Origin of the sequence: Paenibacillus sp. NPDC058071 (assembly GCF_042885235.1) — a bacterium.
In the GTDB taxonomy this organism is placed as follows: Bacteria; Bacillota; Bacilli; order Paenibacillales; family Paenibacillaceae; genus Pristimantibacillus.
Genome location: NZ_JBHVSK010000002.1, coordinates 35,635 through 58,440 on the forward strand (window position 1 = coordinate 35,635; position 22,806 = coordinate 58,440).

The following is a 22,806-nucleotide window of genomic DNA, read 5'->3' on the forward strand; positions in this document are numbered from 1 at the left end:
GGAAAAATGGTAAAGGTAAATCAATTATCCCTTGAACAAATAGCTGACCGCGATGCGATACGCGAACTCATTGATGCTTATGCATTTTGCGCAGATACGAGAGATGCTGAAGGTCAAATGTCGCTCTTTACGGAAGACACTCTTTTTAGAGTGTTTATGGATGAACGTCTGGCAGAGCCATCCCAAGTCGTGAACAGCAGACAGGATTTAGCCCCTATTTTTGAAAATTTAAATACGTATACTTCCACCATGCATTTTAATGGACAAAGTAAAATCACCTTATCTGGCGATACGGCAACGGGGATCACCTATTGCTTTGCTCATCATTTAACCATTGACGGCGATAACCAAAGATTAATGGTCGCAAACATCAGATATTTCGACGAGTTCATCAAAATCGATGATGCTTGGTTTTTCAAAAAGAGAGACCTCAAGGTCGCATGGGTTGAGACGAAGCCTCAACATAGCTAAATGTAAAATCATCGAGTAAAAAGAAAAAACAAAAAAACGAAGATCTCAGCCAGCTTAGTCTGGCTTGAGATCTTCGTTTTTTGCATCTATATTCTAGTCATGCGCCGCTAGCTGGCGGCGGATTGGAGCTTGTCCGGCGATCGCATCGATCAGCAACCGTGCCGTAATGTCGATATCACCATACGTATTGATCAGCGTATCGATCGATGCTTCATATTCTTGATGGACAAAAGGGTGGAAATGGGATACGAAGATAACTGGAGTCCCTACTCTCATCCATCCCCCCATCATGTTGCGGGCAACCTCACCGTGCAGCCGAGCGACATTAAGGCCGTAATCTTGACGGCTGCCTATGGAGCAGAGAATCAGATCATAGGTTCCGGATATCGCCGTATGGAATAGCTTATCCGGTCCCGGATCGACCCACTGGTCGACATGGTCGCAATACCGTTCCAATTCGGTGCGGATTCGATCATAGAGATCGCCATATTGATCGGCTTTATTCATGATCACCGCATGCAATACCCGCATTCCCGGGCGCAGCGGAAAAGGAACAAGCCCCTCCCGGTCTCGTACCAGCGTCAGGCTCTCCGCGACTGCTCGCTCGGCTAATCGAGCCAGCTCTTCACGGTCCGGCGGCGTAATCGTGGGCAGACTTCCGTCCATTAGTCCCATCTGCTCTTTCAGAGACAGAACGCGGCTGGCGCGATCCAGCAGTGTCTCACGGCTTAGCTTGCCTTCGGAATAACGGCGCTCCATTTCCACATAGAAACGCTCATCAATGTGGGGAAACAACAGCATGTCGCAGCCGCTCTCTAACGCTGCCGCAAGAGCATCATAGTAATTCATATAGCCCACCAGTCCGCCCATGTTGACCGCATCGGAAACAATTAAACCTTGGAAATCCAGCTCCTCTCGCAAAAGCTGCTGCAGAAGAGGCTTGGAAACAGTCGCCGGAGGATAGAGCCCCCGCTCATCCGGTTGGTCGAATGCAGGCAATGCGATATGTCCAGGCATCATGGCCATCGCTCCCGCTTCAATCAATTCTTTAAACACCCGGCCCGGTCCCTTGCGCCATTCTTCCTTGGACAACGGATTAACCGGTGTTGTCAAATGCTGGTCGTAGGTATCGAATCCGTCACCGGGGAAGTGTTTAATCGTTGCCATCATGCCATTATCCTGCAGTCCGCGCATATAAGCTCCGGCGATCTTAATAACCTGTTCGGGACGTTGTCCTGCGCTGCGACCGGAGACGACCGGACTGTCCGGATGGCCGGCAAGATCGACAACCGGAGAGAAATTCCAGTTGAATCCGCTCGCTCCAGCGACCAATGCTGTGGATTGTCCAATCGTATAAACCAGCTCTTCGGAATCGGTCTGGCCGAACCCCATCATCTGGGGAAACCGTTGCGAGCCGTGAATCATTTCGCCCGGACCGTTCTCCAGATCGCTAACGATAAACGGCGGTATCGCGCATGTCGAATGGAAAGAGGAGACTTGCTCACTTAGCGATTCCGCTTCTCCTGCAAAGAAAAACATAGCCCCGAATTCCGATGCCGTTGTTCCGGCTTGTACGTTGGTGGGGCAGCATACTTGATTCAACAATCTGCGAAAATCCCACTGCTCCGCGATTTCGCGCATTTGCGCGGATGGCTTAATAATAAATTTCAATCGATGTTCTCCTCCTCAGGCAGGACGCTTGGATGATGTAAAGCAGCCGTCCGCGTACGATATTCCATAGGCGATATCCCCTCGGCCTCGCGGAAGACTTTGTTGAAATGTTTCGGATTTTCAAAGCCGACCTTGGCGCTGATTTCATATACTTTCAACATGCTATGATCGAGCAGTTCCTTTGCTCTGGTCAGCCTCAGCTTTTTAATATATTGAATAAAGCTCATGCCCGTATACTCTTTAAATACAGAACTGAAATAGGAGTAATTGAACGAGACATGATTCGATACCATCGCCAGATTCAAATCCATACGTTCGAAATTGAGGTTAATAAACTCTAGCGCGGCTCGCATTTCCTTTTGATTAAGATGAGTCGATTTGACTTCTCTAATAAAATCGTTCAAGCGTTCCAGCAGATTTTCTACACCATGATAATAATTATGAAAATTGGGAGATTGGTACAAGCTGCCGATCTGCCGGTAAAGCTTAAGAATTTCAACAGCTTCCTCGCCATAGATGAAAAATATTTTGTCAAAAATCAAGTCATTGATCGCTTTGCTGATTTCCTCCATGTAGGAGATGTCATAGCGCAAGATTTTCGGATATTCAAGTACCTGGGCGAGCAAAGTCTTAATCTCCTGCTCTCGCCCTGTTCCAAGCATATTGCCGATTTTGATGATTTCATCCTTAGGTATCTCCCCGCAATACGGCTTATCTTGGATCTGGCTATAACGAATCATCCCTGGAGTCGATTTAAGGAAAAAATACCGCAGCGCTTTAAGCGCTTGGAGGTAGACCTCGCGGAACTGCTCAGGCTCTTCCGACCATTCGCTAACCCCCATTTGGCAGGATTTCAAGCGCCCTTGACCTAGATGATCCAGCAGTTCGTTCAAACGCCGCTCTTCATGGACCAGTACGAGGCTTCGCCCCTCCTTGTCTGTAAAGCGCCACTCGCCAGGCTGGCCTGTGCTGCGCAGAAATTCATCGATGCGCGTTTGCAGTACAGCATTTCCCTCCGCGCGCCCTTCCACAGCTTGTACAAGACCAAGGCAATAGCCGGTTTGAAGCTCCGATACCCCGGATTTCTCAAGCCTTGCCGCCACTTCCCCGCCGCTGATTTCATCATTTAACAGCACATATTGAATTTCATTCTGCCGATAGGCTTCTTCTTTCATGGCTGCTGCGCTGAGCATGCCGTTAATCTCTTCGTCTTGCTTCAGCTCCTGCTCCAGACGGGTGAACGTTTGATGAAGCTCGGTTCGTACAATCGGCTTTAATAAGTAATCTCGAACCTCGTAGCGAATGGCTTGTTTGGCATATTGAAAATCATCATAGCCGCTAATAATGACAACGGCGGGTCTGCGTTCAAACTGTCGCAAAAGTCCTATGAGCGTAATTCCATCCATGATCGGCATCCGGATATCTGTGACCATAATATCTATCGCATTCGAGGCAAGAATCTCCAAAGCTTCCTCGCCGTCTTCCGCAAAATAAAATTGATAATTGCCCGGAAACTCGCGTTCAATCATCGCCTTAATCCCTAAGCGAATAAACTCTTCATCATCCACGATCAACAGCGTTCGTTTCATTCTGCCAGCCCTCCTGAAAGGATTAAATAGGGAATCGTAATCGTGACTGCTGTATACTCTCCTTCTACGCTGGCAATACGAACCCCGCTGCCTTGGCCATAATGAAGCCGAATACGCAAATTGACATTGCGCAGTCCGATGCCGTTTCCTTCATGAACCGAACCGTCGCGGTTGCCGTCTATCCCATAACCGCTCCCGCCGCTAATAGATGAACCAGCAGCTATAGAGTCCCGTTGGAGGAGGTCATTGATTTCTTGCAGGCGCTCGGAAGGAATGCCGGCTCCGTTGTCTCTGATTACAATATGGATAAAACCGTCGCTTTCATAGGCGAAAATTTCGATCACCAAGCTGCGTTTGCGAAGTCTTGAAGCGTTCATTCCATACTTAAGCGCATTCTCTACAATTGGCTGAAGCGACATCTTCAAAATCTCCTGCTGCTGCAACTGCTCAGCCAAATCGATACGCAAATCCAGCCTTCCGCTATAGCGAATATTCATAATCGAGATATAGTTTTGAATATGCTGAATTTCCTCATAAAGATGTACATAGTGATGGGTCCAATGAAGGTTGTAGCGCATCATTCCCCCTAGTGAAGTCAACGTATCGGAGATGACCAGCTGTCCCTCCATCTCAGCCATCATCTTCAGATTCTCGAGCGTATTATACAGAAAGTGGGCGTCGATTTGATTCCTTAATGAATTGAGCTCCGCTTCCTGCGAGATCGCCTGCTTGTTGACCGCTACGATAATCAGTTCATTCATCTTTTTCAGCATCTGGCGAAACTGGCTGCCTAGTTCCCCCACCTCGTCGCTCCCGAGATGCGGGATTTGCACATTGAAGTCTCCTTGGCGAACCTTCTTCATTGATTCCCGCAGCAGATGAAGCCTTTTTAAAATAACGGACAGCAGTTTATAAGTAATAACGGACAAAATAATAACCAACAGCAGCGTAATGCCAATGATGGCCATCCTCGTCTTATGCATGTCATTATAGGACGATTCTAGCGAAACGACGGTCATTAGATGGCTGTCTAGCCGATCAAGGCTCGTGTACACGCACAAATAAGGAACCCCGTTATAATTAAACTGGAAGCTGCCCTCGTCTCCTCGAATCTTCCGATTGAACTCCCCTTTGATTTCTTCGGGTGCAATCTTGTCATAGAACGGCGACGTCTTGTTATAGTACACCTTGGAATTGCGATCAATAGCTATTAGCTGCGAAGAGTTGTCTTGGAGGTTGCCATATATTTTGGAGAAGAACACTTCCAGCTTCATATTGATTTGCAGCAGGCCAAGGTGGCGCTCCAGCGGATATTTGATTTCCTGCATTAAGCTGACAAACGTATATTTCCCGCTATTTTCACGCGATTCGGTATGTAGAGGATTGTCCGCTCCCGTATAAATCGTCCACCAGGAAGATTCAGGCTGGGAATAATATTGCTTCACCCATTCTTCGTCTTCAATCCGGTTCTCCTTAAAAATAATAGGCCAGATCTCATGTGCAAACTTATTGTCTGTAAAGATTCGCAAATTGTTGATGTTCGGATTGTTGTACAACATATGCTGAAGATTTTTATACGGGCCTGCGTTAAAATTAAGCAATTCCTCTGCGCTGATCTCGTAATTGCTCAGAAGGTAATTGAGCACGTCGCGATCGGCCAGCGCCAGCTGTGCCGTTCGTTCCATCCCCTCCATGCTGTTAAGGATGCTGCTCTTCTCCGTGCCGAGGAAATAGGCGTTTTTATTAACAATGCTTGTGATGCTGCCTCGATAGTTGGCTCCAAGCAGATAGCTTGAAAAGACGATAGTCGGGATTAGAATGACGAGAACATAGGTCAGAATCAGCTTTGCTTGAATTGAAAGTTGACCGAAAAGGCCTTCTACAGACCGTTTTGCACTGACCATAAGTTTTCTCACCGGTAATCTACCCGCTTCCATCTAAGTTGAATGATAATGAAGAAACCCAGGCGTGTCCGGCACGAAGACCGGACTTGCCCAGGCAGATAAAGCATGATGCTTTCTAAGTTACTCTAAGAGTTTAGCAATGTTACGCTTGAACGCTGCGTCCTGGAAAGCCTGGATTTTATCCAGATCATGCTGGCTGCGATATTTCTGGAAATCTGTCCATACTTCATCAAAGTCAGCTTCCGATTTCGATAGAATCAGTTTAGGGAGTATCTTGCCCCACTGAGTTTTGATTTTGCCAAGCGAAATGCCTTCCGGCGAAGTTGCCGATGGATCAAGGTTCGTGTAGACCGTATTGTCAACGACCTTGCCGCGAGTCCAATCTTCTGGTCCCTTGGTCGGTTCCACCGATTCCGGAGCCCATTTCAAGTTGAGCGAAGGGTCCATCATCATCCAGAACGTGTAGGAAGCGCCGTACGTTTTCGCAAAGGAAGAACGGTCATTATTGTACATATTGAGCGCTTCAGGAAGAAATTGCTCTTTGCCGTCAATCACATCATAGGTCACGCCTTGCTCGCCGAAGAACAGATCCTTGTTGCCTTCTTCGCTAATCAGATACGTAAGGAATTGAATCGCTTTTTCCTTATCCTTGACGTTTTTGGAGATCAGGGTCAGCGTCCAGCCAGCGATAGACGGACCGCTTAGCCGCGGCTGATCCAGCTTGGAATTCGCAGGTCCATCTACCGCAATATACACGGAATTCGGATCCTGTTGGTAACGGGCAATATTCTGGTTCTGCAGATCGGAACGCGGGAACATCATGGCGAAATATCTGCCCTGCAAAATTTTCTCCTCGATTTGCGGACGCTTGTCAATCAAGATATCCTTGGAGATTAGACCTTGCTCGTTCGCTTGACGGAAAACCTTTAGCCAACGGATATATTCTGGATCTGTGGTACGATCATAAAAATTGCCGTCTTTTTCAGTAGGGATCGACAGGAACTCAAATAGGCTTGATTCAAACGATCCATTTCCCGTGCTCGTAAATTCCTGCGAGCCGAACGGAATGAGCGGTTGACCGTTGATTTCCGGATACTTCTCCTTGGCTGCCTTCAGAGCATTCAAGAAGCCTTCCGGCGTACGCATATCGGGACTTCCAATCGCTTCGTAAATATCTTTACGCACTAGAAAAGTATTATTGGAAGTAAAGTTGTAACCGAATTTTTGGAAGTCGGATGGAGAACTCGACTGATTCGGATAACCGTATACCTTGCCGTCTTCTTGCTTGTACCAATTCAGCTTGGCTTTATCGGCAATTTTGAAGAAGTAAGGATCGTACTGATCCGCCAGTTCGTTAAGCGGCAGCACCATGCCGCCCTTGATCATTTTGTCGACTGCATCGGAATTCCAGTCCAGCGTGATCAGGTCAGGCAGGTTGCCGGAAGCGATCATCGTGTTCAGCTTTTCATTTTCATTGCCTGCTGGAACGATGAAGTTAATGTTGACACCGGTTTTTTTCGTAATATACTGTGTCGTCTTGTCGACGCCCCATTTATCCGCAAACCAGGAATAATTCAAATACCAATCGAAAGTGACTGGATCGGTATTGCTTTTCCAGCCCGCTTCGTTGGCATTAAGCGTCTTCTCTGCTGGAGGAGCGGAGCTTGCGGAATCGGACTTTCCCCCGTTGCCTGAACCGCTGCAAGCAGACAGAACAGAGACGAGAACAAGCGACATCAGGATCAAAATGCTTTTTTTAGATTTGACCATCGTACTTTCCCCTTTTCCTATATCATTTTATCTTATCAAACCTTCTAATTAGAAGGGCTGAAAGCCGTTAAAAAAAATCCATTTGTTTCTACTCTTCTCATTAACGCTACCCTTTGATAGAGCCGATCATCATGCCTTTGACAAAATACTTTTGCAGGAATGGATAGACAAGAACGATTGGCAGCGTAGTCACGACCATCGTCGCCAGCTTGACCGACTGGGAAGTAACGGACTTCTGAATGCTGCCGGCCATCGCCGAAACCATCTGATTGGAGCTGGATTCCGCGACAATCCGATAAAGAAACGTTTGTATCGGCTGTAAGTTGGAATTGTTAATGTAGATTACCCCGGCAAAATAATCATTCCACTGATACACGCCATGGAACAGCGCGATCGTAGCGACGACCGGCATAGATACCGGAATGATCACCTTCCAGAAAATTTTAAATTCATTCGCCCCGTCAATCTGAGCGGCTTCCTCTAACCCGTTCGGAATCTCTCGGAAGAAAGACATAAAGATGATAAGGTCATAGAAGCTAAAGGCCGCAGGCAGGATATACACCCAGAAGCTATCCAGAAGCCCGAGATCTCGAATGAGCAAATAAGAAGGAATAAGTCCGCCCCCGAAGAAGAGGGTGATCGTTCCAAGCGTCATGTACAGCTTGCGTCCGAGCAGCTCCTTATTCGATAATGCGTAGGCAACCATAGCAGTAAAGAATACATGCACGGCCGTCCCGATGACTGTCTTCGCTACGGTAACGCCCATAGCGAGCATAATGCCGTTACTGTTAAATACCGCCTTATAGCTATCGAGGCTGAATACGCGAGGCCACCAATATATATTTCCAAGCATCGCGTCGTTCCCATCGTTGAAAGAATTGACGACTACGTACCATACCGGGTACAACGTGAGGAAGCAGATCAACAGCATGAGCACGTTATTGCCGACATCGAACGACGCTTCCGCAACAGTCCTTCGTTTTAATTTGAACATGTATACCTCTCCTTTCTCCTTTGACTGATCTAGAACAGCGACGTGTTGTTGATTCTCTTTGTGACGCTGTTGCTCACAACCAGCAGCACAAGCGCGATCAACGACTTGACGAGCCCGACCGCCGTCGAATAGGAGAAACGAGCAGATTGCAGACCAGTCTGGTAGATGTAGATGTCTATGACATTGCTGGCACTTTCATTAAGCGCATTGCGAAGCACCATGATCTGGTCGAAATTGGAGTTCAGTAATCCGCTGACCGCCAAGATGAACAGGATGGATACCGTTCCGGCGATGGATGGCAGCGTGATGTGGCGAATGCGTGCGAATCTACCGGCGCCATCGATTGTGGCAGCTTCGTAAAGCTCAGGAGAGATGCCCGAGATTGCCGCGAGATAAATGATCGCTGACCAGCCCAACTCCTTCCAAATGCTCGAAATAATCGAAATCGCCCAGAAATATTCCGGTTCGGCCAAATAGCTAATTGGCTCATTGATCACATGCAGCTTGAGGAGCAGCTGATTAATAATACCGACATCGGATAACCATGTGCTCAAGATTCCGCCAAGGATTACCCATGACAGGAAGTAGGGCAGGTAGGAAATCGTCTGAACCCCTCTTTTAAACAAGGCGGAACGCATTTCGTTCAGCAGAATAGCGAACAGAATCGGAAGCGGAAAGCCGATGATGAGGCGCAGCAGGCTGATGCCCAACGTATTTTTGACCACATACCTTAGATTCTCATCCTCAAAAAACTCTTTAAAATGCTCCAGTCCTACCCAAGGCGCGCTCGAAATGGAACCGATAATGTCGTAATCTTTGAAAGCAATAATAATTCCGTACATAGGAACGTAGTTGAAAACAATTATCCAGGCTACTCCAAGAAGAGCCATGATCTGCAAATATTTTTGTTTGTAAAATCTGCGAAGCCATCTCCGGTTGGATGGTCTGTTTCCGGGTTTCTTCGCAGTCTCCACTGCTGCATCCACTATTGCCGAATCCTCCTTGCACTCTTGTTTTTCTCGAATCTGTGATTCATTATAAGTCAGTCTAAAAACAGGCATAAGTCGTCAAATTTCATGTTTGGTATCATTTTTTTGGACAATTGCAGAAATGGGATGGAATCGGGATGGGGTAGGCGGAGGGAGGAGTATAAAAAAAGAACGCCCGGTTACGGACGCTCTTTGAACATTCTGATTATGATTGTGATTCTGGTAGAGATAAGTGCTTTACTTCCAGAGAGAGGGAACGCTGCGGTACAGAGGGTTCTTCCGATCGCCATTAAAGCCAGATTCCTTTATTTTATAGAGGTTTGCGGTAGGAATCCGACTTTAAAAGCGACCACTATCGTTTCTCCAGAATCCCTCTGTCCCTTCGCTTTTCTCTGCTGGTCTGTTAACCACTGATTTAACATTATAGGTCGCTTCAGGTTGCCCGCTTTCCGAGATAGCCTAGCATTAGAAGCAACAGCCGTAGGGTCTACATGAGGAATAAGCACGAAAAATCGGCTCTATACCATAATCAGTGCGAGCCTAGTTAATGGACAGTAATGACCGTTAGCACCGATTATTCGAAATTTCGGCTCGCTTAGGGACATTAATGTCCCTAAGCATAGGATAGGGGCGGAGAATAGCCTGAAATCATCTTCTAACGGTCACTAGTGTCCTTAAAGAAAGGGAATAGGCTTTGTTTTTTGCTCTAACGGTCAGAATGGACCGCTTGATGGATACGATCACGCTGCTGTCCATTGTGAACCATTAAGCATTTGCTCAAAATCCGAAAATTATATATGAATAATCATATATAATGAAAAAACGCAGCTCAAAACCGAATCAGTGCTTTAATTCCAGAGAGGAGACGCTGCGGGTCAGAGGTTTTTTACCCAATACACTTCATTTTGTTTTATGAATGTGAAGCCCGCTTTTTCAGCTAGTTTTCTTGAGGCAGGGTTCGACTCCACGCAATCCCATTGAGCGGTCAGCCCTCTACTTACACATTCGTTTACGAACTTTCCGGTCAGCAGTAATGCCAGACCTTTATTTCTGTGTGCTTCCTCTGTTTCTATGTCGATGGCAATTACGTCATTGAAGCTAGCGGTACCTGCAATAACTGCAACTATTTTGGTAGAATGCGTTATACAAAAAGCTAAGCTTCTCTGATGAAAATCATCAAAGCTCTGCCATGAACCCCGTATCCTCTCAGTGACGAAAGATCGGTTATCAAACGCTCCTTCATTTAATGAAGCCCAAAACTTATGGTCCACTTCATGCAGGATATATTCCTCTGGGAGATGAAGCGATTCAGGAGTCTCGTCTTTTTTTCGAAAGCTAAACTCCTTTTCACTCTGTATCTCTTGGTCATCAAACATGTTTAATACCTGGTTTCTTAGTCCGTCGCTTTCGATCGAAAACTCAAAATAGCCAATCTCTTTTGATTTCAACCACGCAAACAATTGTTTATGAATAAACCCCTTAACGCTGTTTGATTCCTCTTCGGATTCAATCGCTCCAAAAAAGGCGAAGCCTCCGACTGCATAAGAATTTGCGACCGCAATTTTGGGATTTTGGACTTGATCAACCCACAGGTCACCCTTGCATTCACCCGCGACGATCCCTGAGAAGCTGGGACTATATTCGTTGGTCACTTTCTCATAATTAGTGATTTTAGATAAACCGTCTGCTTTAATCATGTATACCTCCTGCATGCGTCCGAACAAGCCGTATATGCTCCTGACGGTACTCAGACCCTTAACGAACCGCGGAATCCCCTTGCGCCATAATAGGATTCAGCTCCATTGTGATACACGAAGACAGTGTCGAAACGGCGATCGCAGAAAATAGCTCCGCCGAGCTTTCTAATATTAGCCGGTGTTACTACCCAACTCGAAGATTTCAAATCGAAGCCCCCAAGGTTCTGCAGCTCCCGGTACTGCTCTTCCGTTAAAAGCTCAATGCCCATGTCGGCTGCCATTTGGACAGCGCTATTTTTCGGTTTATGCTCTTTCCTGGACTCCAGCGCTTCATGGTCGTAACAAATACTTCTGCGCCCTTTAGGGCTTTCGGCTGAGCAATCGTAAAAAATGTACTCACCCGTCGCAGCGTCGTAGCCCACAACATCCGGTTCACCGCCCGTTCTCTCCATTTCATGAAGCGACCACATTTTATCAGCATTTGCTTCAAGCTTTGCCAGTACGCCAGCCCATTCAGCTTCTTCGTGGCGGTTCCTATTTTTCTCAAAACGGGCTTTCAATGCTTTTAGCAGACTCTCACGCTGCTCCTCCGATAATTCCTTGCTATCGTTTATTTCATTTACTGCCATTTTGTTTCCTCCTTTTAATAAGGCACTGGTTCCTAGTATGCAACATACAGTATTGCCGCATTTGTTTTTAATTATATTACCACAGCTACCAGTGGTACAATTCGGAAAAGGATAATCTACTACTTGTTTGACACAGCTCCGAAGCTACAGATAGCCGGGAGAGTGTCGTTGATGTGCAGAATCATTGATCAATGCGAGAGTGTTCAGATTTTGTATAGGGCAAGGTTGTAAAATGACGATGTATTTTGTCTGGAAATGGCGCATTCTGTAAGCTCGTGATATTTAATAAAAAGATAAAATACCCACTTGTTATAAGTCGGATTTTGGTATAATAGGGCTATAGATATATAGACAAAATGAAATTATCAGTTCATAAGAGAGGGGGCGGTAGTGGTTGCTAGAAAATTCAACCCAAGTGCTAAGTGAAAGAGCCGTACTTGCCGCTTTAGAGCAGTCGCTCGCGATGATTGAATTTACGATTGAGGGAGAAGTATTATGGGCAAATGATCATTTTGCTCAAGCAATGGGCTACCAACAGTCCGAATTGATAGGGCTGCATCATCGGCAATTTTGCACGCCAGATTACGCTAATAGTTCAGACTATAAGCTGTTGTGGAGCAATCTCAGGAGCGGCAGTAAATTCCAAGAGAAAATTGTTCGTGTGGCAAAGAACGGCAATTTACTTCATCTTGAAGCCACTTATATGCCCATTCAAAACGAACAGGGTCAAGTCACGGCAGTTCTAAAAGTAGCTACAGATATAACTGAACGGGAAACGGCCAAAAACCAGCTCACAACCGAACTAAAGAATATGTCGGAAGCATTGATCTCACGCACAAAGGTAGGCATATCTCGCAGTCAACAAGTAGCATCGGCAATTGGATTTGTATTGGAAAACAACGGCAATAACCTAGCCTATCTTCGTGATTTGGAAGAGCAGACAACAGCCGTTAGAGGAATTGTTCATACGATTAGGGATTTCGCTTCGCAAACAAACTTGCTTGCCTTAAATGCGGCAATTGAAGCGGCGCATGCCAAGGAGCATGGGCGCAGCTTTAATGTTGTAGCAACCGAAGTACGAAAGTTAGCCAATAGCGTACAAGAAGCTACAAAAGAAATTCAATCCACCATAGAGGGCATCTTTCATTTTGTTGAAAAAGTCAGTGAGGGAACAAAGATTTCTCAAAGTGCAATTACAGACAGTCAAAGCCAAATTCAACAAGCAGTTGAGGAGTTCTCTGGAATTGACGAAGCCGCTAGCAGGTTAGATAGTCAAGCTCAGTCTATGAGTAAAATCATGTAATTACATGCTCATACCAAAAACCACAACCTCGAAAGTTGTGGATTTTGCTTTCTATGACCCGCCTAGTTGTGTTTCCTTGCAAATACTTTGATTATATATTACCCCTTTGCTAGCGCTACTCTCCTTACACTCTCTTTTGTCCAAGGAGGCGTTTTGGGATGGTTCATGATTTCTTCGTAGGTCATCCAGTGTATGGCTTCAACCTCATCAGGGCTTTTGATATGAGCTTCACCTTTGTCATATTCGCATAGGAAGACCATATTGATTACGTTCCTCCCATCTTCTGTTACAAAGGAGGTGCTGTATACAAAAGTAACCGCATCTTTTATCTCGATGCCAACTTCTTCATAAAGCTCTCGCTTTACGGTCCGTTCAAGGATTTCAAGCGAGCTCCCTTCAACGTCTACTTTTCCTCCCACAAGGGACAGAGTACCGCCTGCATGTTCTTCTTCGGCGCTCCGTGTAATAAGAAGCCATTTATCATTTCTACAGACTGCACCTTCTACGTTTACAATGAACATGCGGTTTTACTCCTTTTCTGCTCCATGTTGGCGAAGAAATTCCTCTACGTTATTGTTCCCCTGCTTGATAGCGAGTGACAGTGCTGTTTCTCCATCTTTTATTCTAGCGTTTACATCGGCACCATGTTCAATCAATAAACGAATAATTTCTATGTTATCGTCATGGAATGCAGCGGTGTGTAGACAAGCATGACCATTGCTATCGAATATAATTGTCTGCGCCTTATGTGCCAAAAGCAATCTGACAACATCCAGGTTACGCTCTCCGGAAATTGCTGCATGCAGGGCTGTATTCGAAGGAATGTAGGAAAGTTTGGAATGAGATATCGCATCAACATCTGCACCATGAGTTAGCAATATCTGTACAGCCTCATTGTTTCCAAAGTGTGCCGCATACCCCAGAGGCGTAAGCCCCTCCCCATTTTCCGTATTTGAAAGGTAAGAGTGTGATTCTAGAATATCTGTTAGCCTTGCAGTGTCCCCTTTCTGTATCGCTTGAAATACATCGTTAATGATTTGTGTTAGCTCCATTCAATTCGCCTCCATTTCGACCGTGATATACTAGGTAACTACGGTTGTACTTGAAATTATAACTACGGTTAGAAAACTTGCTTCTTGAAAATCACTTTTTTTGACGGAACTGCGAAGGGGGCAGAGAAAAACGTTTGGAGAACAGACCACTAAATGAACTAGGACTCCAAAATGTGAAAGATCTCTTCCCTTCAGGTACCGGGCGGGGGTATATTATAATAAAGGACTTTATTCTAAGTCGCAACAAGAAAACACGATTGCACTTTCATTACTGAACAAGGAGTGATTCTTCAATGGAAAGCTGCTGCCATACACCAACCAAAGAATCATCAAATCTTATACTTTGTCCCGTCTGCCGTCAAAAGGGAAAAAGCGTTCCATTGATTACTCTAAAAGCCTTGCTCCAACCAACATCTCTAGAAACAATTGATCCTGCATCGTCTTATGCATTTTGCTCGAACTCGTCTTGTGAAGTCGTTTATTTTAGCGATATACAGACCTTTAACAAAACTACGCTCAAAGTACCCGTATTTCAAAAAGACGACGCTTTAGATGCCCCTGTTTGCTATTGTTTCGGATGGACAAGAGAACGTATAAGGCAAGCTGTTCAAGATCGTCAGCATCCAAATGAACATATCCGTGAACAAGTTCAAGCCAATCGCTGTGGTTGTGAGGTTAATAACCCGCAAGGATCATGTTGTTTGGGCAATGTAACTACGGTCATTCGGAGCTTCAGCAGAGCTTAAAATCATTCCGCCCATATTCGATGAATATTGGGCTTTTTTTCTGCTGAGAAGGTAAGTTGAAACACATCGGGATTAGATAGAGATTCCCACTCCTTAAATCCGATGCGGTCATCAAAATACTTAAGAAGAAGTGATATCAGGTTTCCATGTGAAACCAATACAATGTTTTGACTCTCGCTACCCAGAGCTTCCACGACTACACTAATGGCACGGCTCATAGCCATGTTACTGGACTCTCCACCCTCATAACATAGATCTAAGTCATCATATGTTTTACGAAGCATTTCAAGCCAATCGGGATAGTTCTTATCTGACAAAACCCGCTCCGTCAATCTTTCATCCAAGGCGATTTCAACAGCTAATTTATCGGATAGTGGTTTTATAGTACGGTAAGCTCTTTCATAAGGACTCGAGATGATACAATCGATATCTTTGTCTAAAAGAAATTCAGCAAGGCCCTTTGCTTGTTCAACACCAATAGAGGTTAGTTGAGCATCAGAGGCTTGTCCTTCTGCCTTACAATGCCGAACAACATAAACATTTTTCATCCGTCATTCCTCCTTATAAGCCGATGTTGCTTTTAAGGCCTTTGTAGCTTCCTGACTCAGGAAACCCATTCTGAACAATGGTCATAAATTTCTCTGAGAATCCATGGGCGACAAGTTCATGAATCGGAATCATCTCCACACCACTTATCGGATTACTATCAAACTCATTCGATGGGAGGCGTATTTTCCCTCCTATTTTTTCAAGCAGGAAAGTTATGTGAATTAATGAAGGCGAGGCATCCGGTTTATCGCATATGTACAACAGCTTGGAAATGTTAGCAGCAAGTCCTGTTTCCTCTTCAATTTCTCTTACAATTGCATCTTCTAGAGTCTCGCCTTGCTCGACTCTGCCTCCGGGCAAAGACCACTTTCGGTCAGAAGTTACGTTCTGTTTGACCAATAAAATTTTTCCATCCTCAACCAGTATCCCCGTTACTCTAACCTGCAAAAGATTGCCCATCGCTGCCCGCCTCCTGAATCATTTATCAAAAAAATCATGATAGCACAACCAACTTAGTTTCAGTGAGCGCCATCGTTCCTTGAAATGCATAATTGCCAAATGTTACATTTAATAGAGCGATATAATCACTACTAAAATAGAAAGAGGGATGAAACATGGGAATGTACGGATATTATAGTAGTCTTGATGACAAACTGGTGCTACAAATCGCTGCAGGCGAAATTGTCGCCAAGGATTTGAAGCTAAAAGATTATCCCGGACTGGACATTGATAGATCCTGGGAGGCCATTCACTACTTGCTATGTGGAGATATTGCCGATGGAAAGCCCCCTCTGGGTTATGTTGTTCCGTTAACGTCAGGCCACAACATCGAATTTGGATCTTTCGGTGCGTTTCTCTTACGCGCTGAGCAAGTTGCAGAAGCGCTTCAAGCGATGTCTGAGCTAGATGAAGCGCAGCTCCGATTAAGGTACAATTTCCAAACCATGCTCGAAGACGAGGTATATCCTCTTGAAGCTGGCTATACTTCAGACGAAGATGAGGACGAGTTCTTTGCCTACTTGCTGCAGCATTTTAATGAAATTCAGCGTTTCTACACCCAAGCTGTAGCCGAGGGCAAAGGTCTCATGTTCTATATTTTCTGATTTCAATCCAATCGCAGTTCACTAAATAATTGACGGCTAGTACATCGAGATTTTGTTCTTTTTGATAAGTTTGTTCAACTTCTGGATGGTGCAGAGGTTATAGCGAGCCTCAGCATTGTATTGTTTCTTATCGTTTGAGAACAGCATATTTGGATGTTCTGCTATCTCCAATATTTCGTGAAATGCATTTATTCCCTTCTTCTTGAGAAAATCTAACATCCTATAGTCACGACCTTCAAGTAAACTTCAATTCCAATTTATAACAGAATATTCTCTTATAGTTGCCAAGGAGATATGTATATTAAAAAAACCGTCTTTGTATCCAAACGAACTCTTCCATAATGGAGTTTTGGACAAGCAAAGACGGTTTTTATTGCTAATGTATTTAATTAGGCTGAAGTAAGAATTCGTGCCAATTACAGTTTAATTAAAGCTTTTTCTGTAGTCGCGGATTTAACCGACAACAAACCTGATAGTGGCAGACTGATCTTTGAAGAGACTGCAACATGAAATTCTCCAGTTGACCACGCTGCAGTTCCAGTTAAGTACTCTTGACTATTAGCAGGCACTGTAAATAACATCTTCTCTGCTCCCGTAAGACTTCCTTGAGTAACTCGGACAGTCATTTCTGAACTCGTATCATTTTTAACCAATACTTTTACCCAACCATAGCCAGGATCGATTGTGAAAGAGTATTTTATGCCATCTTTAAGTGCATTGTTGAAAATCAAGTCTTTAGCATCGTCGATCTCGTTTTGAGCGGTGCTTGGAGTAAGATTTGATGCAGGAGAAGCTTCATTGCCAGCAGATGTACATGCTCCGATCACAATTAAAGTAGTAGCCATTGCCACCGTCATTGCAAATTTCCTAATTCGTTTCACCTTAAAAAGCAATCCTCTCTGTGAAAAATATCCATAAGGATGTTCAAAGTTATAATATAACACTTTAATTATAGTTTTGTAAGTAATTGTAATAGCCTTATTCCCCCTCTGCCCCCAGCACAGGTTTTACAAATAGACTTCACATTTCATATCTCCTATAATAGCTAGATATTGACCAACATAAAATACGAACGTAAAGGTGTAATCATGACAAAATATACGCGTGTTTTCCAAGGAACTGCTTTTACTTCCAAGTCCCCCAAAGAAGTACACATTCTAAAAGATTATCTATTCTGTGTGAATACGAACGGCATGATCGAGCAAGCCATTGCCCCAGAAGACGCCGGCTATCAAGCATTATTAGATGCTTATCAAGGCAAAGAGAACTTTCATCGTCTAGCGGAAGGCCAGTATTTCTTACCTGGGTTTATCGATTTGCACGTACATGCGCCGCAATGGGCGCAAGCTGGAACGGCCTTAGATATCCCGCTCTATGACTGGTTGAACACGTATACGTTCCCGCTCGAGTCCAAATTTTCAGATTTGGATTTCGCGCAAGCTGTCTACCAAGATGTAGTAAACACCCTGCTCGCAAACGGAACGACGACGGCGCTATATTTTGCGACGGTTCATAAAGAAGCCAGTATATTGCTAGCTGAGATCTGCGCTAAACAAGGACAACGCGGGTTGGTTGGGAAAGTCGTTATGGATCACCCTGAAAACAACCCTGCCTATTATCGTGACGCTGACACTCAAAGCGCATTAACAGATACAGAGGAATTTATTATTGCTATCGAGGAATTAGCCAAATCGACAAAGCAAGGGGTCTACCCTGTTGTCACGCCGCGCTTTATTCCAAGCTGTACGGATGAAGCCTTACAGGGGTTGGGAGCGCTAGCTGCTAAGTATGATACTTACGTGCAGTCGCACTGCAGCGAAAGTGATTGGGCGCATGGCTATGTGCAGGATCGTCTCAACAAAAACGATGCATTTGCATTGCATGATTTTGGGCTATTGCGCGAAAAGTCCGTTATGGCGCATTGCAATTTCTTAACGGATGATGACGCTGATTTATTCGCAAAAACGGGCACAGCGGTTTGCCACTGTCCGATATCAAATGCTTATTTTGCCAACAGCGTTATCCCTATCGCGCATTTGCATGCCAAAGAGGTTGAGATTGGCTTAGGTTCGGACATCTCCGGCGGTTTTTCACCGAGCCTATTCGATAATGTGAGACAAGCTGTGATCTCCTCGAGAATGTTGGAGGACGGTGTGAATCCAGCTCTTCCTGCCGAAGAACGCGGTGTGCCGAATTCACGGATCACCATTAACGAAGCATTCTATCTAGCAACTGCAGGAGGCGGTGAAAGCCTGAGCTTGCCGATCGGCCGTTTAGAAGCGAACTACGCATGGGATGCACAAATCATCGATACAACATTAGCCTCTGCCAAGCTGCCTATTTATCAGTCCAATGAGGATTTACATGACATCTTCCAGAAGATTATGTATCTGGCTCGGCCTGAGAATATTCGTGAAGTTTGGGTACAAGGAGAAAAGGTTCATTCGCGTTTGTCTTGATCATAATCTCTAATGAATACAGATTCCAAGCACAGGAGGGGCTCACAGCCTCTCTTTCTTTATTTTCTATTATTCATTCCTATTCGTTTTTTAGTGTAGACTTATCATTTTTTGCGGATTATAATAAGAAACGCACTTCAAAAATACGAACATTAGAAAGCATCAAATATAAAATATATGTAATTTCCAATCCACACTTCTTCTTTGACCTAAACATATCCGTGAAGTCGGGGGGTGCAAGATGAAAGCCTTCCTTCTTCACGTTAAGAATATAAAATAACAGAAACGTCGAGGTGCACATCTAAGTGAAAACACAAGCAGGCCAGCAAGAACAAGCTTCAAAGCAGACACAGCTAACTGTCTTACCCGATGATAAGCTTTCATTTGGCAAATCGGCCCTTCTAGGTTTACAACATGTATTAGCAATGGACGTCTATGTCGTCCCTTTCCTTATTGCTATATTAATCGGATTATCATCCGACCAATCAAGCGGATTGATTCAAGCCACTTTCATTGCAGCTGGACTCGCTACGGTTGTGCAAACTTATTTCTGTATGAAACTGCCTATGGCCCAAGGCCCTTCTTATGTTCCGCTCGGTGCCATTATTAGTATTTATGCCGCAAGCGGCAGCGGAGAAGCCGGTTGGAGCTCTGTGTTAGGATCCAGCTTAATTGGCGCGATCTTAGTTATCATTTTAGGCTATACTGGCATTTTTAATAAAATTGTTAAATCGTTTATTCCACCGATTGTAGGCGGTACGATCATTTTCATCGTAGGTTTTTCTTTATTGCCTGTTGCGATTAAAGACAATATCTATGGCGCTGCCGATGCTACAATCAATCAAAACGTATTATTAGCCCTGATTTCAGGCGCTGTACTCATTCTTTTCGTCATCCTAGGTTCTTTTTTCCATACTAAAGGTTCCTTATTCCGGACGACTTCCGTGTTGATTGCGTTAATTGCCGGATGTATTGCTGCAAACGTTATGGGCGTCTTAGATTTCTCAGCTGTTGGGAACGCCAAATGGTTCAGCATGCCTCAGGTGCCTTTTAAAGATTTCAGCTTTTCGTTCAACTTTTCTGCTATTATCACTATGGTCATTATTTATCTTGTACTGCTTGCTGAAACAACAGGTACTTGGTTTGCGATCAGCAATGTGATCAATAAACCGTTAACCGATAAGAACATTAACCGCGGTGTAATTGGTGAAGGAATTAGCTGTCTGATTGCGGCTTTTGTCGGCTCAACTCCGGTTACAGGCTATTCCACTAATGCGGGTATTATTTCCATCACAGGTGTTGCAAGCCGTCGAGTCTTTCTCGCTGTAGGAGGATGGTTTATCATCTTCGGTTGTTCCGGTAAGTTAGCCGCCTTAATATCTTCGATTCCAACCGCTGTAATTGGTGGCGTATTCGCCATCGTCTGCGGCATCATCTCGATAAACGGCGTGCAGGTGATGAAAAAAGAAAATATCGGCGAAAAAGAAATGTATATTATTGCGATCCCTATGATTATTACTTTAGCTTTAGTGCTCATCCCTAAAGACTTCCTATACTCCTTGCCTACTTTTGCACAATATTTATTGGGCTCGCCCCTTTTAGCCGCTTCTGTTGCAGCTATATTATTGAATAAAATATTGCCTAGCGTTAAGTAACTGGTAAGGTGAGGCTTAAATGAAAAGAGGCTCAACATCATTGGGAAAAGATGTTGAGCCTCTTTTTATGCATTTTTAGGCACAAAACTGATCTGTAAGTGAGAGGAAGCGCTGCGGGTCAGAGTAGGATAAAGTTTCAATTCAGATCTTCTACGAAAATACAGTTATCTTGTGGAAGTGCGGCCGTAGTTCCATGCGAGATAGCCGTTTTGTAATACCAAATTTTATAGTCGATTTTTTGCAAATAAGATTGCATTTCCTCGATTTGATTTAGAACCGCTAACTTATGTGTTTCAAATACCTCCAACCGTTCCTTTAGCGTGGTGTCGCCCTTCATCCCCCATTCCACATATTGTCTAATTTTTTTAATGGACATGCCGCTTTTTTTAAGGCAAGTAATGATGCCAAGCCACTCAATATCGCTTTTTTTAAAGGCCCTGTTGCCGTTTTTATCTCTATCCACAAAGGGCAGAAGGCCCAACTTATCGTAGTAACGCAGCGTATGTGCCGAAATGCCTGCCAGATCGGCAGCCTGACTTATCGTATAAACCAAAGTGATGTCCTCCCGTAGGTGCAAAATATACGAAATCGTAAAGGTTAGCATTTTCAAAGTCAAGTTTAGACATAATGACAGCAAGCATACCGGCTAATTAAAAAAGGAGACCGTCAGGTCTCCTGAATCAGAGTGAATGGATCCTTTATGCGTTTGAACGGTGCCGTGAAGGGTTATATTTTTGCCCAAGCCTTCTTGCGATCTCTGGCAGTGCCGTAGAAATTAACACAATAAGAACGCCGACCCAGCGAAGCGGGCTAATCGATTCATGAAGAATAAAAAATGACGAGAGTACCGCGACAGGCAGTTCGACGGCTCCTAGTATGCTAGCCATTCCTTCCCCGACATGAGGTACGCCATAAGCAAATAATAACGGAGGAATAAAAGATCCGATAAAACCTAGTGCAAAGCCAAAGACCAGCAGCTCTCCAAAGATTTTACCATTAACCAAAAACGCTGGCGGATATAAGACAAAGATTAGCGTCATCCCCCCTGCCAGCATCCATACGGCACGAGTGGGAGCAGGCGCCTTCGGTACGGCGGAACCACTCATTAGAATAAATAAGGAGTAAAACAAAGCAGCGCCTAGCCCTAATAATATACCAAGGGGGTTCCAACTTTTTATTCCTTCCTCCAGCAAACCCGCGGCCAGCACGGTGCCGATTAGCAAGACAGCAATGACCATTACCGTCAATCGGTTTGGAAAGCGTCTGCTTTTAATCGCTTGAATAAGCGCACCAATCCAAATAAATTGAAATAATAAAATAATGGCTACGGAAGCCGGAACATACGATAAAGATTTGAAATAAACCAGTCCGGCCAGAGCCAGTGGAAAGCCAGCGCTGACCAGCATCAGCTTTTGCTTCCAGCTTAGTTTGTCATGACGGGTCTTTATTGATGCATCCTGCTGCTTTTGTTTGCGCATCCTCCAGGTTTGGATTAAATATAAAACAAGAGATAATAAAAAACCGAAAAACAGCTGAGAACCAACGACTTCGCCAAGCTGAAAACCTCTGCCGTAAGCCAATACGGCAATGGTTGAAAGTAGTCCAAAACATGTGGAGCCCATCAATATGGCAGCCATATATTTCATCATGTAAATCGTACTCCTTTAGCTCAAAGTTTTTGATGCAAAACCAACCTTAAGCGTTAGAGTATAGTCTAAGTCAAGCCATGCCGTTCACCAATCATTGCTTTAGGCCTATGAATTAGTAAACCGAAAAACTAATTTATCTCCAGTGTCAGGATCATTCCCCGGCTCTTCCGAATACTGACCATTAGCGTAATCTTTCAATGTCTTGCGCCAGAACATTTGTGCTCTCACATTTCGTTCCATTGAGCCAGTTTGCACTTCCCAGTTCCCCCTGAATCGATCAAATACCTGTCTAGCGGCTTCCTCCCCCACTCCATTGCCACGGAAAGGGCGCAAGAGGAAAAATTCGTTCAAATAATAGTTAATATTCGGCGGGCAAGGTGTATATGGCGGAGTTGCAACGAAAGCGAATCCAGCAGGCACATCATCAACCGTAATCAGAAAAGGAAACAATACGGATGGCTTTTCCCACCAGATATCAAACACTGTATTTTGCTCGCTCAACGTCATTATTTCATTATCTTCATATATGCCAAACCGATTGGGCTTGTACCCCCATATTCGGATAAATCGTGCAAA

At 44.6% G+C, this 22,806-nt stretch carries 22 protein-coding genes; 6 read left to right on the top strand and 16 right to left on the bottom strand.

What is annotated here, in order from left to right:
• Nucleotides 1-6: 6 nt before the first annotated feature.
• A complete protein-coding gene (locus tag ACFVTB_RS03130) occupies nucleotides 7-471 on the top strand; it encodes a nuclear transport factor 2 family protein (protein ID WP_387745031.1) in 465 nt (154 codons plus the stop codon).
• Nucleotides 472-564: 93 nt separating this feature from the next.
• Here the strand turns inward: ACFVTB_RS03130 and ACFVTB_RS03135 are convergent, their stop codons facing one another.
• The 8 genes from ACFVTB_RS03135 to ACFVTB_RS03170 form a co-directional block, all read right to left on the bottom strand.
• The gene (locus tag ACFVTB_RS03135; protein ID WP_387745034.1) at nucleotides 565-2,142 is read right to left on the bottom strand and encodes a glycoside hydrolase family 3 protein; all 1,578 of its coding nucleotides are present in this window, start codon (nucleotides 2,140-2,142) and stop codon (nucleotides 565-567) included.
• The gene (locus tag ACFVTB_RS03140; protein WP_387745037.1) at nucleotides 2,139-3,731 is read right to left on the bottom strand and encodes a response regulator; all 1,593 of its coding nucleotides are present in this window, start codon (nucleotides 3,729-3,731) and stop codon (nucleotides 2,139-2,141) included. The genes ACFVTB_RS03135 and ACFVTB_RS03140 overlap by 4 nt, the downstream gene beginning before the upstream one ends.
• Nucleotides 3,728-5,647 carry a sensor histidine kinase gene (locus ACFVTB_RS03145; RefSeq protein ID WP_387745040.1) on the bottom strand — a complete coding sequence of 640 codons (1,920 nt, stop codon included), beginning with the start codon at nucleotides 5,645-5,647 and terminating at the stop codon, nucleotides 3,728-3,730. Before ACFVTB_RS03145 ends, ACFVTB_RS03140 begins: the two co-directional genes overlap by 4 nt.
• Before the next feature lie 108 nt (nucleotides 5,648-5,755).
• The gene (locus tag ACFVTB_RS03150; protein WP_387745043.1) at nucleotides 5,756-7,405 is read right to left on the bottom strand and encodes an extracellular solute-binding protein; all 1,650 of its coding nucleotides are present in this window, start codon (nucleotides 7,403-7,405) and stop codon (nucleotides 5,756-5,758) included.
• A 106-nt stretch (nucleotides 7,406-7,511) separates the two neighbouring features.
• Nucleotides 7,512-8,399: a carbohydrate ABC transporter permease gene (locus ACFVTB_RS03155; RefSeq protein WP_387745046.1), complete on the bottom strand. Its 888-nt coding sequence runs from the start codon at nucleotides 8,397-8,399 to the stop codon at nucleotides 7,512-7,514.
• A 29-nt stretch (nucleotides 8,400-8,428) separates the two neighbouring features.
• Nucleotides 8,429-9,373 (bottom strand): ABC transporter permease, encoded by a 945-nt coding sequence (locus ACFVTB_RS03160; protein WP_387746172.1) that lies wholly within the window; start codon nucleotides 9,371-9,373, stop codon nucleotides 8,429-8,431.
• A gap of 890 nt (nucleotides 9,374-10,263) precedes the next feature.
• Entirely contained in the window at nucleotides 10,264-11,085 is an 822-nt protein-coding gene (locus ACFVTB_RS03165) for a GNAT family N-acetyltransferase (protein WP_387745049.1), read from the bottom strand.
• A gap of 50 nt (nucleotides 11,086-11,135) precedes the next feature.
• Complete coding sequence (locus ACFVTB_RS03170; RefSeq protein WP_387745051.1) at nucleotides 11,136-11,714, bottom strand: DUF4256 domain-containing protein; 579 nt, start codon at nucleotides 11,712-11,714, stop codon at nucleotides 11,136-11,138.
• Nucleotides 11,715-12,108: 394 nt separating this feature from the next.
• Between ACFVTB_RS03170 and ACFVTB_RS03175 the strand changes: the two genes are divergently transcribed.
• Nucleotides 12,109-13,017 carry a methyl-accepting chemotaxis protein gene (locus ACFVTB_RS03175; RefSeq protein ID WP_387745054.1) on the top strand — a complete coding sequence of 303 codons (909 nt, stop codon included), beginning with the start codon at nucleotides 12,109-12,111 and terminating at the stop codon, nucleotides 13,015-13,017.
• A gap of 98 nt (nucleotides 13,018-13,115) precedes the next feature.
• Here the strand turns inward: ACFVTB_RS03175 and ACFVTB_RS03180 are convergent, their stop codons facing one another.
• Together ACFVTB_RS03180 and ACFVTB_RS03185 are read right to left on the bottom strand one after the other, a co-directional pair.
• Complete coding sequence (locus ACFVTB_RS03180) at nucleotides 13,116-13,538, bottom strand: NUDIX hydrolase (RefSeq protein WP_387745057.1); 423 nt, start codon at nucleotides 13,536-13,538, stop codon at nucleotides 13,116-13,118.
• A gap of 6 nt (nucleotides 13,539-13,544) precedes the next feature.
• Nucleotides 13,545-14,069 carry an ankyrin repeat domain-containing protein gene (locus ACFVTB_RS03185; protein ID WP_387745060.1) on the bottom strand — a complete coding sequence of 175 codons (525 nt, stop codon included), beginning with the start codon at nucleotides 14,067-14,069 and terminating at the stop codon, nucleotides 13,545-13,547.
• 293 nt (nucleotides 14,070-14,362) lie between these two features.
• Here ACFVTB_RS03185 and ACFVTB_RS03190 point away from each other — a divergent pair, with 293 nt between their 5' ends.
• A complete protein-coding gene (locus ACFVTB_RS03190) occupies nucleotides 14,363-14,815 on the top strand; it encodes a putative iron-sulfur cluster-binding metallochaperone (RefSeq protein ID WP_387745063.1) in 453 nt (150 codons plus the stop codon).
• A gap of 2 nt (nucleotides 14,816-14,817) precedes the next feature.
• Here the strand turns inward: ACFVTB_RS03190 and ACFVTB_RS03195 are convergent, their stop codons facing one another.
• Together ACFVTB_RS03195 and ACFVTB_RS03200 are read right to left on the bottom strand one after the other, a co-directional pair.
• Entirely contained in the window at nucleotides 14,818-15,363 is a 546-nt protein-coding gene (locus ACFVTB_RS03195; RefSeq protein WP_387745066.1) for a histidine phosphatase family protein, read from the bottom strand.
• A gap of 13 nt (nucleotides 15,364-15,376) precedes the next feature.
• Nucleotides 15,377-15,823 carry an NUDIX hydrolase gene (locus ACFVTB_RS03200; protein WP_387745069.1) on the bottom strand — a complete coding sequence of 149 codons (447 nt, stop codon included), beginning with the start codon at nucleotides 15,821-15,823 and terminating at the stop codon, nucleotides 15,377-15,379.
• A 155-nt stretch (nucleotides 15,824-15,978) separates the two neighbouring features.
• Here ACFVTB_RS03200 and ACFVTB_RS03205 point away from each other — a divergent pair, with 155 nt between their 5' ends.
• On the top strand, nucleotides 15,979-16,467 hold the full coding sequence (locus ACFVTB_RS03205; protein WP_387745071.1) for a YfbM family protein: 489 nt from the start codon (nucleotides 15,979-15,981) through the stop codon (nucleotides 16,465-16,467).
• 416 nt (nucleotides 16,468-16,883) lie between these two features.
• Here ACFVTB_RS03205 and ACFVTB_RS03210 read toward each other — a convergent pair whose 3' ends face one another.
• Nucleotides 16,884-17,324, bottom strand: a complete 441-nt coding sequence (locus ACFVTB_RS03210) for a hypothetical protein (RefSeq protein WP_387745073.1) — start codon at nucleotides 17,322-17,324, stop codon at nucleotides 16,884-16,886.
• Between the two features lie 231 nt (nucleotides 17,325-17,555).
• Between ACFVTB_RS03210 and guaD the strand changes: the two genes are divergently transcribed.
• Nucleotides 17,556-18,926: a guanine deaminase gene (guaD, locus tag ACFVTB_RS03215; protein ID WP_387745076.1), complete on the top strand. Its 1,371-nt coding sequence runs from the start codon at nucleotides 17,556-17,558 to the stop codon at nucleotides 18,924-18,926.
• A 305-nt stretch (nucleotides 18,927-19,231) separates the two neighbouring features.
• The gene (locus tag ACFVTB_RS03220) at nucleotides 19,232-20,581 is read left to right on the top strand and encodes a uracil-xanthine permease family protein (RefSeq protein ID WP_387745079.1); all 1,350 of its coding nucleotides are present in this window, start codon (nucleotides 19,232-19,234) and stop codon (nucleotides 20,579-20,581) included.
• Nucleotides 20,582-20,717: 136 nt separating this feature from the next.
• On the opposite strand, the gene ACFVTB_RS03225 is transcribed toward ACFVTB_RS03220, so the two are convergent.
• From ACFVTB_RS03225 to ACFVTB_RS03235, 3 genes are all read right to left on the bottom strand, one after another.
• Nucleotides 20,718-21,134 (bottom strand): MerR family transcriptional regulator, encoded by a 417-nt coding sequence (locus tag ACFVTB_RS03225; protein WP_387745082.1) that lies wholly within the window; start codon nucleotides 21,132-21,134, stop codon nucleotides 20,718-20,720.
• Nucleotides 21,135-21,279: 145 nt separating this feature from the next.
• Nucleotides 21,280-22,230 (bottom strand): EamA family transporter, encoded by a 951-nt coding sequence (locus ACFVTB_RS03230; RefSeq protein ID WP_387745085.1) that lies wholly within the window; start codon nucleotides 22,228-22,230, stop codon nucleotides 21,280-21,282.
• Between the two features lie 105 nt (nucleotides 22,231-22,335).
• Nucleotides 22,336-22,737, bottom strand: a complete 402-nt coding sequence (locus ACFVTB_RS03235) for a GNAT family N-acetyltransferase (RefSeq protein ID WP_387745088.1) — start codon at nucleotides 22,735-22,737, stop codon at nucleotides 22,336-22,338.
• Nucleotides 22,738-22,806: the final 69 nt, after the last annotated feature.